We start from the raw sequence: 12564 nt of genomic DNA on the forward strand, positions 1-12564 counted from the left end.
CCTTCTGGTGGGCATCGTCACGGTGCTCGATGTCACGGGGCCTCCCCGGTCAGCCGGAGGACGGCCGTGACGCGGTAACCGCCGCCCGGCTGCGGTCCGGCCTCCAGCGTCCCGTCGTAAAGCGCGACCCGTTCCCGCATCCCGACAAGCCCGTGCCCGCCCCCGGGTGCCGCCCCGTCGGGCCGCGGCGACCTGCCGTCGTCGAGGATGTCGAGGCGGGGCTCGGCCTGCTGGTCACCGCGGCCGACCCGGTGCCCGAGACCGGCAATCCGTTCGCGCGCATCCCGGCGTACGTGCTCGGCGCCTATCTCAACACCTACGGCTGGGGCCTCATGCTCACCGCGGCGGCCATCGCCTTTGCCTCGGTGGCCACCATCAGCGTGTGGCTGCGAGGGAGGGAGAACGCTTCGGGCCGGTGACTTCCGTCAGATGTTCCCCCCGCGACTGCGCTGACGGCCATTATCCGATATCGCCTTTAACGACGAACAGTTGGCTACCCCTCGATGCTGACCTGCTTGGTTGCGGTCAGCGTGCCCCGGGCGGAGCCGACGTAGGTGCCTGAGGTCGGGGCCACGTCGGTGTAGTCACGTCCGGTGGCCACGGTCAGGTAGTCGAGCCCGGCGCGGCGCCCGTTGCACGGGTCGAACGCCACCGCACGGGCACCGGCGGGGTCGGCGACGATGACCTCCACCCAGGCGTGCGTGCCGCCCTCGCCGAGCAGGTGCCCGGAGACGTAGCGGGCGGGCAGCCCGGCCGAACGGCAGAGCGCGATCATGACATGGGCGGAGTCCTGGCACACCCCGTGGCCGATGGCGAGCGCCTCGGCGGCGGTGGTGGCGACGGTGGTCATGCCGTGCGCGTAGCTGATCGCCTCGTGTACGTACCCGCAGAACCGTTCGGCCGTGGGCAGCTTGTCCCGGCCGGCCAGCGACGAGGCCAGCTCCCGGATCGCCGGGTCGGCGGCGGTCAGGCGGGTCGGGCGGAGGAAGCGCGGGTCGGTGACTGCGGCGGCGGGCAGGAGCGCGTCGGAGCCCGGTCCGACCCGCTCGACGACGGCCTCCAGCACGAACTCGACCTGGTCGTGTACCAGCGGCAGGCGAGACCGGGTGACCATGTTGCCGTCGGCGTCCCTGCGGTGGGTGGTCCGGGCCTCGGCGGCGGAGACCGTGATCGTGTGCCGTTGGCGGCGCTGGTCGCCGTGCCGGCGCGGCGGCACCACAACAAGACGGTGGTTCAGATCGCGTACCGGTGCGTCATAGGTGTAGCAAAAGCGCTGATGCAGGACGTAGATCTGGCGGGACTCGCCCCCCACCCGTGTCGCGACCGTCATTCTCCAATTCTGAACGGTATTTGTTTCCCAGCAGTTAAGACTCGTGGCGGCAACATATCGGTGGTACGAATCCTCGTATGAGAGGGCTTCTCGACGAATATCCGCGCGGCCCGGCTTACGATGAGATGTTCGGGGCGGACGGGCTGCCGCATCCGCACATGCGGGCACTATATGACGCCCTCCAGACCCTTACCGGCGACGATCTGGCGCGGCGGGGAGCGGCCCGTGATCGCAGCTTTCGCGACCAGGGTGTCACCTTCTCTCATGCGGGCGAGGAATGGGTCTTCCCCCTCGACTTGATTCCACGGCTGATCCCCGCAGCCGAGTGGGAGGTCATCGAAGCGGGGGTCGCGCAGCGGGTACGCGCGCTGGAGGCGTTCCTCGCCGATGTCTACGGGGCGGCCGAGGCGGTCAGGGACGGGGTGGTGCCGCGCTCGCTGATCACCACCTCGGCCGGCTTCTGCCGGCCGGCGCACGGCATCCGCCCGCCGAACGGCGTGCGGATCCACCTCGCCGGGATCGATCTGGTCCGCGATCAGGCGGGTGTCCTGCGGGTGCTTGAGGACAACCTGCAGATACCGTCCGGCATGTCCTACGTGGTGGAGAACCGGCGCACGATGGCGCGCGTCTTCCCGGGCCTGTTCCTGGAGCAGCAGGTACGGCCGGTCGCCTCCTACCCGGGACGGTTGCTCGACGCGTTACGCCGGTCGGCGCCGGCCGGTGTCGAGCAGCCCACCGTGGTGCTGCTCACCCCCGGTGTCCACAATGCCGCCTATTTCGAGCACGCCTTCCTGGCCCGCAAGATGGGCATCGAGCTGGTCGAGGGCCGGGACCTGTTCTGCCGCGAGCAGGTCCTGTACATGCGCAGCATCGGCGGGCAGCAGCGGGTGGACGTCGTCTACCGGCGCGTCAACGACGACTTCTTCGACCCGGTGCACTTCAGGCCCGAGTCCGTCGTGGGATGTCCGGGCATCCTGAACGCGGCCCGCGCCGGCAACGTCACGATTGCCAACGCGATCGGCAACGGCGTCGCCGACGACAAGCTGACGTACACCTACGTCCCGGAGCTCATCGAGTACTACCTGGGCGAGCGGCCGCTGCTGCCCAACGTCACGACCTTCCGGCTCGACGATCCGGACGTCCGGACGGACTGCCTGGCCCGGCTCGACCAGCTGGTGATCAAGCCGGTGGAGGGCTCCGGCGGCAGCGGCATCGTCATCGGGCCGCACGCCTCCGACGCCGAGCTGGCCGCGGTGCGTGAGCGGGTGCTGGGCGAGCCGCGAGCGTGGATCGCGCAGGAACTGGTGCTGTTGTCGACCTCGCCGGCTCAGCTCGGCGATCAGCTGTTGCCGCGGCACATCGACCTGCGGCCGTTCGCGGTCAACGACGGCGAGGAGGTCCGGGTGCTGCCCGGCGGACTCACTCGGGTGGCACTGCGGGAGGGAAGCCTGATCGTCAACTCCAGCCAGGGCGGCGGCTCCAAGGACACCTGGGTGCTCACCTCAAGGCCGGAGCAGGGGCCAGAGGCGGACGGGCCGCCGGCGTTCCCCGCGCAGGCGGTGCGGGGCTCCGTACCCGACCAAGGCCCCCACAACGATCAGCCGCAACAGCAACAGTGAGGGAGCGAGATGCTGAGCAGGGTCGCTGAGGCGCTGTTCTGGGTCGGCCGATACGTCGAACGGGCCGAGGACACCTCCCGGCTGCTCGACGTGCATTTCCACGAGGTGCTCGAAGACCCGGGCGTGGACGAGGCGGGCGCCTGCGCGGTCCTGTTGACCGTGATGGGGGTTCCGGAGACCACCGCGCAGCAGTACCGGGACAGCCGGGCCCTGCTGGAGTTGTTCGGCTACGACGAGGCCAGGCCCAACTCGATCGTCGGCGCTCTGGTCGCCGCTCAGCGGAACGCCCGCAGCGCGCGGGAGGCGCTCTCGGCGGAGATCTGGGAATGCCTCAACTCCACGCACAACTCCCTTCCGACCCGGGTGGCGGCCGCGCGCGATTTCGGTCCCGCACCGTTCTTCTCCTACGTCCGTGAACGCGCGGCCACCTTCGCGGGTTACGCCGAGGCGAGTATGAGCCGGGACGCGAGTCACGACGTGCTCGTCCTCGGCCGCAGCCTGGAGCGGGTGGACATGACCGCGCGCCTGCTCGCCGCCCGGATCGGCACCAAGCGGGGGAGTGAGGGCTGGACCTCGACCCTGCACGCCTGCTCCGCGCACGACGCCTACCTGCGTACCTACCAGCAGGGCGTCGAGGCTCCCCGGGTGCTGGAGTTCCTGCTGGTCGACCGGCTTTTCCCGCGGTCGGTCTTCCACGCCCTCAGCACCGGGGAGGAAGCGCTGGCCCGGCTCGATCCGGCGTCCGGGAGGTCCGCGCTGGACGAGCCCGCTCGCCGGGCGATCGGCCGGGCCCGGACCGACCTGGAGTTCCTGTCCGCCGCCAACCTCCTCGACGACCTGCCGGAACGGCTGCACGCGCTCCAGCGGACCGTGTCGACGGTCAGCGAAGAGGTCACCCGGCGGTTGTTCGCCGGGTCACCGCCGCTGCAGTGGAACCTTGAGGAGTTCGCGTGATGAGCTGGCGGATCGCGGTCCGGCACCGCACCGGCTACCGGTACACCGAACCGGTGCGCGCCTCGTACAACGAAGCGCGGTTGACCCCGCCGAGCATCGACGGGCAGCGCACCCTGCAGGCCGCCCTCGCCATCACACCGGCGGTCCGGCCCCTGCGCTACGTCGACTACTGGGGCACGACGGTGGACGCGTTCGACGTCCACGTCCCGCACACCGAGCTCGTCGTGCTGGCGACGTCGCTGGTCGAGACTGCCCAGGCGCGGCCGAAGCCGGTCGGCGCCAGCTGGTCCGACCTGGCCGGCCCGGCGGTCCAGGACCGCTTCGCCGAGCTGCTCGCCGCCTCATCGTACGTTCCGGCCGAGCCGGAGCTCACCGAGATCGGGCGGTCCCTGCGCGCCGGGTCGACGCCGGTGCAGGCCGGGTTACGCGCCGCCGAGTGGATCCACAAGACGCTGCGTTACGAGCGGGGCGCGACGCACGTACGCACCTCGTCGGCCGAAGCCCGCGCGGCCGGGAAGGGCGTGTGCCAGGACTTCGCGCACGTCACACTCGCGCTGCTGCGCGCGGTCGGGCTGCCCGCCCGCTACGTCTCCGGCTACCTGCACCCGGTGGCGGACGCCGAGGTCGGGGAGGTGACCGCGGGTGAGAGCCACGCCTGGGTGGAGTTCTGGGCCGGTGACTGGGTCGCGGTCGACCCGACCAGCCTCGCCGACGTGGGCAGCCGGCACGTGCTGCTGGCCCGTGGCCGTGACTACGCTGATGTGCGACCGCTGTCCGGCGTCTACTCCGGCTCGGCGCCGGAGCACTTCGGCGTCACCGTCGAGGTCACCCGGCTCGGCTGACCGAGCCGCCGGAGTCTTCCTCCTCCGCGCGTACGATCATCGACTCCAGGACCGGTGCCCCGAACGTGGTGATCATGGCTACGTCAGACGCGTCCCGTCCACGTCCGATCAGGATCCGGCCCTTGCGCCGCTGGTTGTTGCGCGGATCGAAGGTCCACCACCGATCGCCCAGCCAGACCTCCATCCACGCGGCGAAGTCCATGGGCGCCGGGTCCGGCGGCACGTCCATGTCGGGCAGGTAGCCGAAGACATATCGCGCCGGGATGTTGAGTGCCCGGCAGAACGAGATCGCCAGGTGCGTGAAGTCGCGGCAGACGCCGAACCCGGAGGTGTTGACGTCCACCGCAGTCGACAGCGGACCGCTGCTGCCGTACTGGAACGTCAGGTGACTGTTGACGTGATCGCAGATCGCCTGTACGCGGGTGTAGCCGGTGGGCAGCGTGCCGAAGCGCGACCAGGCTTCGTCGCCGAGCATGTCAGGCAGGCAATAGCGGCTGGGCAGGGTGTAGATGAGAACGTCGTCGGGCAGCTCTTCCGGTGGCAGCTCCGGCGCCCGCTCGTCGGCGTCCTCGAACGCGTCGGGCACGAGCACCAACGCGTCGTAGCGCAGCGTGGACCGTCCGGCGGGGAGCACCACCCGCACACACGGATTGTCGTAGAGGTCGGTGTAGTGGCGGATGCGCAACTGCGGCTCCACCGACCACTCCTGCCCCACGAGACTGATCGGCGCCGCGTTCCGGAGCTCGACCTGTAAGACGGCCGGGGTGTCGGCGGCGGCGACGTGCACGAACTCGCATCCCACCCGCACCCGTCGCATGTCCACGACCTCATCGTGCTGCCGCGTTGTTTCGCTCACATTACTCATCCGTAGCCGATCTCATGCATTCGAGGAAGCCCTTGAGCGCCCGGTGGTCCGGCACGATGGTGGTGATCTCAACCTACTTGTCCGGGCCGTGCGGTCCTTCGCCGCCGGCACCGACCACACTGCCATCCTGCTCTCGGGTCCTCAGCGACGCACCATCGGCGATGGTCACATAAGCGACAAACTGGAACAATCACTGTTTTGTGTTATCTCAGTGGTGATGTTCCCGTCTCCTGGTCGGAGCATCGGAGGCTCCGGATCGGGGTGATGGATGTACGCGCGGTCGACGTACGAGGTCGAAACGGTGCTGGCGGCCGGGGCGGGCGATCACGGAGCGGTCGACGAGCTGATCAGGGGCCATCTGCAGCTCGTGTACAACATCGCCGGGCGCGCCATGAACGGCCACCCGGACGTGGACGACGTCGTGCAGGAGACGATGGCCAGGGTCGTGACCGGGGTGTCCGGGCTGCGCGATCCCAGGAGCTTCCGATCCTGGCTGGTCGCCATCACCATGAACCAGGTGCGGGAGTGGCGGCGGGCCACCGCCACCACCGCCGCCGCCCTCGACGAGGTGCTGGGCATGGCCGACGCCAGCGCCGACTTCGCCGGTCTCACCGTGACCCGGCTCGGCCTGTCCGGGCAGCGCAAGGAGACCGCCGATGCCAGTCGCTGGCTCGACGACGACGACCGCGAGGTGCTCGCGCTGTGGTGGCTGGAGGTCGCGGACGAGCTCACCCGGGCGGAACTGGCCGCCGGACTGGACCTGAACGAGAAACACGCCGCCGTCCGCGTGCAGCGGGTCAAGCGGCGGCTGGAGTCGGCCCGCGCGGTGGTGCGCGCGCTCTCGGCCCAGCCCCGCTGCGCCGGGCTGGCGTACGTGGCCGACGGCTGGAACGGTACGCCGTCGCCCCTCTGGCGCAAGCGGCTGTCGCGGCACGTACGCGAGTGTCAGAGCTGCACGGATCAGCTGTCGGACCTGATCCCGGCCGAACGGCTCCTGGCGGGACTGGGCCTGGTGGTCATTCCGGCGGGCGTCGCGGCGGGGCTGCTGGAGCTGGCGCGGACGGCCGCCGTACCGGCGCTGAAGGGCGGCCTGATCGCCAAGGGCAAGGTTGCGGCCGGTGCGGCGGGTTCCTCGCTGGCCGTCAAGCCCATCGCGATCGCAGCCGTCAGCACCGCGCTGATCGCCGGTGGCGCCGTGGTCGTCCAGAACCTCCAGCCCGAACCGCCGCCCAGCCGGGCCGCGCCGTTGATCGCCACCTCCCCGCCCCCGACCCGCCCCTCGCCGAAGTCGACGCCGAAGCCGACACCAACGCCGACGCCGACGAAGCGCCGTCCGGTCAGCCTGTACGGGCGCACCATCGACACGACGGACCAGGCGCCGCCCAGGAACCGCCGCCCCGCTCCGCTGCCCCGGCGCGCCGCAGGCACGCTGGCCATCGGCGGGAAGCACGGCTACTCCAGGTACGGCGGCGCCCCGCAGATGACGCACCGGGGCGACTACATCACCATCACCGGCAAGGGCTATCTCGAAGTCCGCTGGGGCATCCTCTATCGCAGCCGGATCGGCGACTTCCGGCCAGCCACCTGGACCGGGCTGAAGGGCAAGCTGTTCCACGTCGCCTCCGGCGGCGGGCGGCGGATGGACGACGAGCAGGCGCCGGGCGTCACCTGGATGGGCGCCCCGGAGGTCGGCTTCGTCCGGCTGCCCCGCGGTCAGCAGCAGATGTGGCAGAACGAGTTCTACTACCTGGACGGCCGGGTCACCATCCACAACAACGAGAGCGGCACGGACCTCGACCTCAGCGTGGCGCCCAGGACCTGGAACGACGTCTGGCGGGACATCTCCACCGGCCTCGACCCCGCCAAGGGGATCGTCCGCTACGGCCTGACCCGCGACACCGGCGACGACCGCGCCCCCGTCCCGCAGTACCTCACCAGAGCGCGGCCCGCCGACCCCGCGAAGGTCCCTCAGCGCAGTCGGGTGTCGGCCTAAAGGCGAAATTTCTGTTATCGACGACGGCCGCCTCAGTCTCCTGTGGCAAGAGTGACCCCTGTGAAAGGACTTCCATGACCACGCAGCCCTCCCGCCGGAGCCTGCTGAAGGCGGCCGTGACCGTGGGCGCGGGCGCCGCCGTACTGCCCGCGCTGCCCGCCGCCGCCTCCTCGGCCGCGGCGCTCAAGCACCCCGGTCTGCTGCACACACAGGCGGATTTCAACCGGATGCGGGCCCAGGTGAACGCCGGAGCCCAGCCGTGGAAGGCGGGCTGGGACAAGCTGGTGGCCAACGGCCGCTCCAAGAGCACCTGGAAGCCCCGCCCGGTCGAGACGGTCGTCAGAGGCGGTACGGGCGCGAACCATGTGCAGCTCGCCATCGACGTGGCCGCCGCCTACCAGAACGCGCTGCGCTGGAAGGTCAGCGGCGAGCAGGCCCACGGCGACGCCGCCCGCGACACCCTCAACGCCTGGTCGGCCGCGCTGAAGGCGGTGACGGGCAACGCCGACCGCTTCCTCGCGGCCGGAATCCAGGGCTGGCAACTGGCCAACGTCGGCGAGATCATGCGTGGCTACCCCGGATTCGACCTCGACCGCTTCAAGAAGATGATGCTCACGGTCTTCTACCCGCTGAACGACCAGTTCCTGAAGGGGCACAACGACGCCTGCATCACCAACTACTGGGCCAACTGGGACCTGTGCGCCATGGCCTCCATCCTGGCCATCGGCGTCCTCTGCGACGACCAGGCCAAGGTCGACCAGGCCGTGGAGTACTTCAAGCACGGCAAGGGCAACGGCGCCATCATGAACGCCGTGCCGTTCCTGCACCCCGGCGGTCTCGGCCAGTGGCAGGAGAGCGGCCGCGACCAGGGCCACGCCAGTCTTGGCATCGGGTTGATGGGCGTGCTGTGCGAGATGGCCTGGAACCAGGGCATCGACCTGTACGGCTACGCCGACAACCGGTTCATGAAGGGCGCCCAGTACGTCGCCAAGTACAACCTTGGCGAGACCGTGCCGTTCACCACGTACAAGTGGGGGACCGGACAGAACTGCGCACCTCGCGAGCAGACCGAGGTCTCCGCGGCGGGGCGCGGCGCGAACGACCCGATCTGGGCGGTGCTCTACAACCACTACGGGGTCCGCCGCGGGCTGGCGGTGCCCTACCTCGAGGCGTACAGCAAGCGGCTCGCCCCCGAAGGGGGAGGCGGCGACTACGGCGGCGCCAAGTACGACCACCTCGGCTTCGGCACGCTGACCTTCACCCGGGCCACGGCCGCGGGCGCGGGCGGAGGCGGGCTGCTGCCGACGGGCGTGTCGCGGACCTTCGAGTCGGTCAACTACCCGAAGGCATACATCCAAGCCGCGGGCGCCGCGGGCCGCATCGGGGCGACCGCGCTCACGCTGCGGATCGTGCCCGGCCTGTCCGACGCCAAGGGATACTCCTTCGTCGACTCCGAGGGCCGCTACCTGCGGCACAAGGACTTCCTGGTCCGGTTCGACACCAACGACGGCACCGCGCTGTTCAAGCGGGACGCGACCTTCCACGCCCGCCAGGGCACGGCGGACGGGTCGGTGCGGCTGGAGTCGGCCAACTACCCGGGACGGTTCATCCGTCATCGTGACAACCTCCTCCGCCTGGACAAGGCAGAGGACACGACCCTGTTCCGCACCGACAGCTCTTTCCGCCCGGCCACCTGACCTGGGCCGGCGGCGGACGGACGGCTACGCGCTGAAGCCGTCGAGCAGCAGGTCGGCGACCTGGGGGCCGATGGTGGCGGGGTCGGTCCGCAGGCTGCGGGCGAACCTGGTGACGACGTGCAGGGTGCCGGTGATCGCTTGCGGGAGCAGTTCGGGTGGCAGGTCCCGTCGCAGAACCCCCTCCTGCTGCCCGCGTTTGACCAGGGCGAAGACGGTCTGGTGCATGCGCCTGGAGGCGGGTGGCGGGCAGGGGCGGTGGGAGTCGGCGGGCAGGACGTGCCCCGGGTCGTCGTGCCCGGCCTGGACGCCGCGCCGGCCGCACTGATCTGCTGTCCGGCGAGTACACCGGAATGGTGGTGGTCGCCATCGAGTGAAGCGGCCGTCAGCAGGCGGTGTCCGCTTCGAGCATGAGGCCGGCGCTCGCCTCCAGTTCGGCGATGCTGGCGCGTACCTGTGCCGCCTGGCTGTCGGCCAGGTGGTCGAAGATGGTCAGGGCCTGCTGCCAGGTCTCGATCGCCGACACCGGGCAGCCGGTCGCCGCCAGCGCCTGGCCGAGGATGTGCAGGGTGCGGGCCTCGGTGTTGCGGTCGCCGATCTCGCGGCAGCGGTCGAGCGAGCGGTAGCACCAGCGGATCGTCTCCTCGTGGTCGCCCAGCGCGGCGTACGTGATGCACATGTCGGTCAGCGCGATGCCCTCGCCCCAGAGGTTGCCGATCGCTCGGAAGGCGGCGAGCGCGGAAAGATGGTGCTGGAGAGCCGTACGCGGCTGGTGGAGGGCGAGCAGGGCCCGGCCGATGCCGGCCGAGGCGATGCCCTGCCCCCAGGGGTAGCCGAGGTCGGTGAAGATGGCCAGCGCCTGCCGGTGGCACGCGACGGCCTGCTCCGGAGCGTCCAGGTCGCGATGCACCAGGCCGAGGGTGTTCAGCGCGTTGCCCTCGCCCCAGCGGTCGCCGAGCTCGCGCTGGAGCGCCAGCGCGCTCTCGGCGTGCGGGAGCGCGTCCTTGAACTGCCGCCGGTCCCAATAGGCCAGCGCCAGGCTGGTGCGGACCGGGGCCTCGGCGTGCCCGTCGCCCAGCAGCAGCGCGGCCTCCAGCCCTATCTCGTGGCTGGCGACCCAGGAATCCCAGTGCTTGCGCAGGTTGAAGAAGCTCCACAGCGCGCACGGCAGTCGCCAGGCCAGGGTGTACTGGCCGAGCGCGAACGCCTGCCGTACGGCGGCCATGAGATTGGCGTGCTCGGTCTCGAGCCAGAGCAGCGCGTCCTCGTGGCCGGAGAAGGTGTACGGCTCGCACGACGGTGCGAGCGGGGGGAGCGGGAGCTGCTGATGCTGGGGGTTGAGCACCTGATCGGCCCGGTCGACGGTGTGCAGGTACCAGGACAGCAGACGCTGGACCGCGGCCAGCCGGTCGGCGTCGGACTCCTCGGCCTCCACCCGTTCGTTGGCGTAGACCCGCATCAGGTCGTGCATGCGATACCGGTCACGGCCGCCCGTCTCCAGCAGGCACCGGTCGGTCAGGATCTCGAGCAGCCGCTGAGCCTCGGCAGCGGGCACCCCGATCAGCGCGGCGGCGGCGCCCACCCCGAACGCGAGCCCGCGGTGCAGGCCGAGCAGCCGGAACGCCCGCGCCGCCCGCGGATCGAGCGCCTGGTACGACCACGAGAACACGGCCCGCAGGCTCATCTGCGGATCCTCGTCCACCCCGAGCAGATCGAGCCGGGACCGCTCGTCCCGCAACTGGGCGACCAGGTCCGCCAGTTGCGCGCCGGGCCGCCGGGTGACGTGCTCGGCGCTGATCGCCAGCGCCAGCGGGAGGTGGGCGCAGAGCCGGGCCAGCTCGGCCGCGGCCTCGGCCTCGGCCGTCACACGTCCGGCACCGAGGATCTTGCCCAGGAGCGTGTGCGACTCCGCCTCGCGCAGCCTGCGCAGGAACACATGCCGCGCGTCCTCGTGTACGGCCAGCCCGGCCAGGCGGGTACGGCTGGTCACCAGCACCAGACAGTCCGAGCCGGGGAGCAGCGGCCGTACTTGGGCGGTGTTCCGGGCGTTGTCCAGCAGCACCAGCACGCGCCGCCCGGCCAGCGTGCTGCGCAGCAGCGCCGAGCGGGCCTCGACCTCCGCGGGGATCTGGTCGGCGGGTACGTGCAGGGACCGCAGCATCATCTCCAGGGCGGTGGCGGGCGCCATCGGCTCGCCGGGCCCGAACCCGCGCAGGTCTATGTGGAGCTGCCCGTCGGGAAACCGGTCCCGCACCCGGTGAGCCCAGTGCACGGCCAGCGCGGTCTTGCCCACGCCGCCGGTGCCGCCGATCGCCGCGATGACGATGGGCCGGTTCTGCCCCTCTTCCGGAAGCAGGTCGTACAACTTCGCCAGGTCCGCGTGACGGCCGGTGAACCGGGCGATGTCGGACGGCAACTGGCGCGGCACCGGCGGCGGGGGAGGGACCTCAGGCGCGGGGGGCGCCGTCGTCCCCGGTGTGGGTTCGCCGTTCAGCACGGCCTGGTGGAGCCGGCGCAGCTCGTGGCCGGGGTCGATGCCGAGCTCGTCGCGCAGCAGGTCGGCGACGTGGCGGTAGACCTCGAGCGCTTCGGCCCGGCGTTCGGCGAGATGCAGGGCCAGCATGAGCTGTTCCCACAGCCGCTCGCGCAGCGGGTGCTCGGTCGTGGCGGTCTTGAGGTCGGCGATGATCTCCTCGTGGCGGCCCGTACGCAGCCCGAGATCGAACCAGCGCTCCAGCAGCCGCATCCGCTCCTCGCCCAGCCTGGACACCTCGTCGCGGTGCAGCGCTTCCGACAGCACGTCGACCAGCGCCGGGCCCCGCCACAACCCGAGCGCCTCGCGCAGCAGGCCGGACTCTCCCGACCGGTCGTCCGCGCGGGCCGCCCGCGCCGCCTGTACGGCGAGCTCGCGGAACCGCTCCATGTCGAGAATGTCGGCGCCGGCCCGCAGCACGTAGCCCGCCCCCACGGTCTCGATCAGCGGCCGGCCGTCGGCGCCGTCGTCCAGCACCCGGCGCAGCCTGGTCATGTGGGTGTGCAGCGCCCCGCGCGCCTGTTTGGGCGCCTTGTCGCCCCACATGTACTCGATGAGCTTGTCCAGCGATACGTGATGGTTGGCGTTGACCAGCAACGTCGCCAGCGCGATGCGCTGCTTGGCCGCGGAGAGCCGCACCGGCCGGCCGCCCCGTGTCATCTCCAATGGTCCCAGCACACTGAACCGGATCCCCGTACCCGTTTCCATCCGTGGACCTCTCCGCGATCTCCCGG

At 70.9% G+C, this 12564-nt stretch carries 10 protein-coding genes; 6 read left to right on the top strand and 4 right to left on the bottom strand.

What is annotated here, in order from left to right:
* Nucleotides 1-29 precede the first annotated feature (29 nt).
* Nucleotides 30-419 (top strand): hypothetical protein, encoded by a 390-nt coding sequence (locus tag KLK06_RS62175; RefSeq protein ID WP_214633821.1) that lies wholly within the window; start codon nucleotides 30-32, stop codon nucleotides 417-419.
* Nucleotides 420-493: 74 nt separating this feature from the next.
* Here the strand turns inward: KLK06_RS62175 and KLK06_RS03710 are convergent, their stop codons facing one another.
* The gene (locus tag KLK06_RS03710) at nucleotides 494-1330 is read right to left on the bottom strand and encodes a transglutaminase family protein (protein WP_214633822.1); all 837 of its coding nucleotides are present in this window, start codon (nucleotides 1328-1330) and stop codon (nucleotides 494-496) included.
* Nucleotides 1331-1407: 77 nt separating this feature from the next.
* On the opposite strand from KLK06_RS03710, the gene KLK06_RS03715 reads away from it, so the two are divergent.
* The 3 genes from KLK06_RS03715 to KLK06_RS03725 are packed head-to-tail and all read left to right on the top strand — an operon-like array spanning nucleotide 1408 to nucleotide 4745.
* Nucleotides 1408-2949, top strand: coding sequence for a circularly permuted type 2 ATP-grasp protein (locus tag KLK06_RS03715; RefSeq protein ID WP_214633823.1), 1542 nt, complete (start codon nucleotides 1408-1410; stop codon nucleotides 2947-2949).
* Nucleotides 2950-2958: 9 nt separating this feature from the next.
* Nucleotides 2959-3903: an alpha-E domain-containing protein gene (locus tag KLK06_RS03720; protein WP_214633824.1), complete on the top strand. Its 945-nt coding sequence runs from the start codon at nucleotides 2959-2961 to the stop codon at nucleotides 3901-3903.
* A complete protein-coding gene (locus tag KLK06_RS03725; RefSeq protein ID WP_214633825.1) occupies nucleotides 3903-4745 on the top strand; it encodes a transglutaminase family protein in 843 nt (280 codons plus the stop codon). The genes KLK06_RS03720 and KLK06_RS03725 overlap by 1 nt, the downstream gene beginning before the upstream one ends.
* Here KLK06_RS03725 and KLK06_RS62180 read toward each other — a convergent pair.
* Entirely contained in the window at nucleotides 4729-5601 is an 873-nt protein-coding gene (locus KLK06_RS62180; RefSeq protein WP_214633826.1) for a transglutaminase family protein, read from the bottom strand. The genes KLK06_RS03725 and KLK06_RS62180 overlap by 17 nt on opposite strands.
* Before the next feature lie 277 nt (nucleotides 5602-5878).
* Here KLK06_RS62180 and KLK06_RS03735 point away from each other — a divergent pair, with 277 nt between their 5' ends.
* Nucleotides 5879-7603 (top strand): RNA polymerase sigma factor, encoded by a 1725-nt coding sequence (locus tag KLK06_RS03735; protein ID WP_214633827.1) that lies wholly within the window; start codon nucleotides 5879-5881, stop codon nucleotides 7601-7603.
* Nucleotides 7604-7677: 74 nt separating this feature from the next.
* A complete protein-coding gene (locus KLK06_RS03740; RefSeq protein ID WP_214633828.1) occupies nucleotides 7678-9300 on the top strand; it encodes an AbfB domain-containing protein in 1623 nt (540 codons plus the stop codon).
* A 24-nt stretch (nucleotides 9301-9324) separates the two neighbouring features.
* On the opposite strand, the gene KLK06_RS03745 is transcribed toward KLK06_RS03740, so the two are convergent.
* Entirely contained in the window at nucleotides 9325-9525 is a 201-nt protein-coding gene (locus tag KLK06_RS03745) for a hypothetical protein (protein WP_214633829.1), read from the bottom strand.
* A 157-nt stretch (nucleotides 9526-9682) separates the two neighbouring features.
* The gene (locus KLK06_RS03750) at nucleotides 9683-12490 is read right to left on the bottom strand and encodes an AfsR/SARP family transcriptional regulator (protein ID WP_250904903.1); all 2808 of its coding nucleotides are present in this window, start codon (nucleotides 12488-12490) and stop codon (nucleotides 9683-9685) included.
* Nucleotides 12491-12564 lie beyond the last annotated feature (74 nt).

Source organism: Nonomuraea sp. NEAU-A123, assembly GCF_018603905.1.
GTDB lineage: Bacteria > Actinomycetota > Actinomycetes > Streptosporangiales > Streptosporangiaceae > Nonomuraea.

Coding starts and splice junctions, on each gene's coding strand:
- KLK06_RS03710 (WP_214633822.1), bottom strand. CDS start 1,330: ATGACGGTCGCGACACGGGTGGGGGGCGAGTCCCGCCAGATCTACGTC.
- KLK06_RS03740 (WP_214633828.1), top strand. CDS start 7,678: ATGACCACGCAGCCCTCCCGCCGGAGCCTGCTGAAGGCGGCCGTGACC.
- KLK06_RS03715 (WP_214633823.1), top strand. CDS start 1,408: ATGAGAGGGCTTCTCGACGAATATCCGCGCGGCCCGGCTTACGATGAG.
- KLK06_RS03745 (WP_214633829.1), bottom strand. CDS start 9,525: ATGCACCAGACCGTCTTCGCCCTGGTCAAACGCGGGCAGCAGGAGGGG.
- KLK06_RS03725 (WP_214633825.1), top strand. CDS start 3,903: ATGAGCTGGCGGATCGCGGTCCGGCACCGCACCGGCTACCGGTACACC.
- KLK06_RS03735 (WP_214633827.1), top strand. CDS start 5,879: ATGTACGCGCGGTCGACGTACGAGGTCGAAACGGTGCTGGCGGCCGGG.
- KLK06_RS03720 (WP_214633824.1), top strand. CDS start 2,959: ATGCTGAGCAGGGTCGCTGAGGCGCTGTTCTGGGTCGGCCGATACGTC.
- KLK06_RS62175 (WP_214633821.1), top strand. CDS start 30: ATGTCACGGGGCCTCCCCGGTCAGCCGGAGGACGGCCGTGACGCGGTA.
- KLK06_RS03750 (WP_250904903.1), bottom strand. CDS start 12,490: ATGACACGGGGCGGCCGGCCGGTGCGGCTCTCCGCGGCCAAGCAGCGC.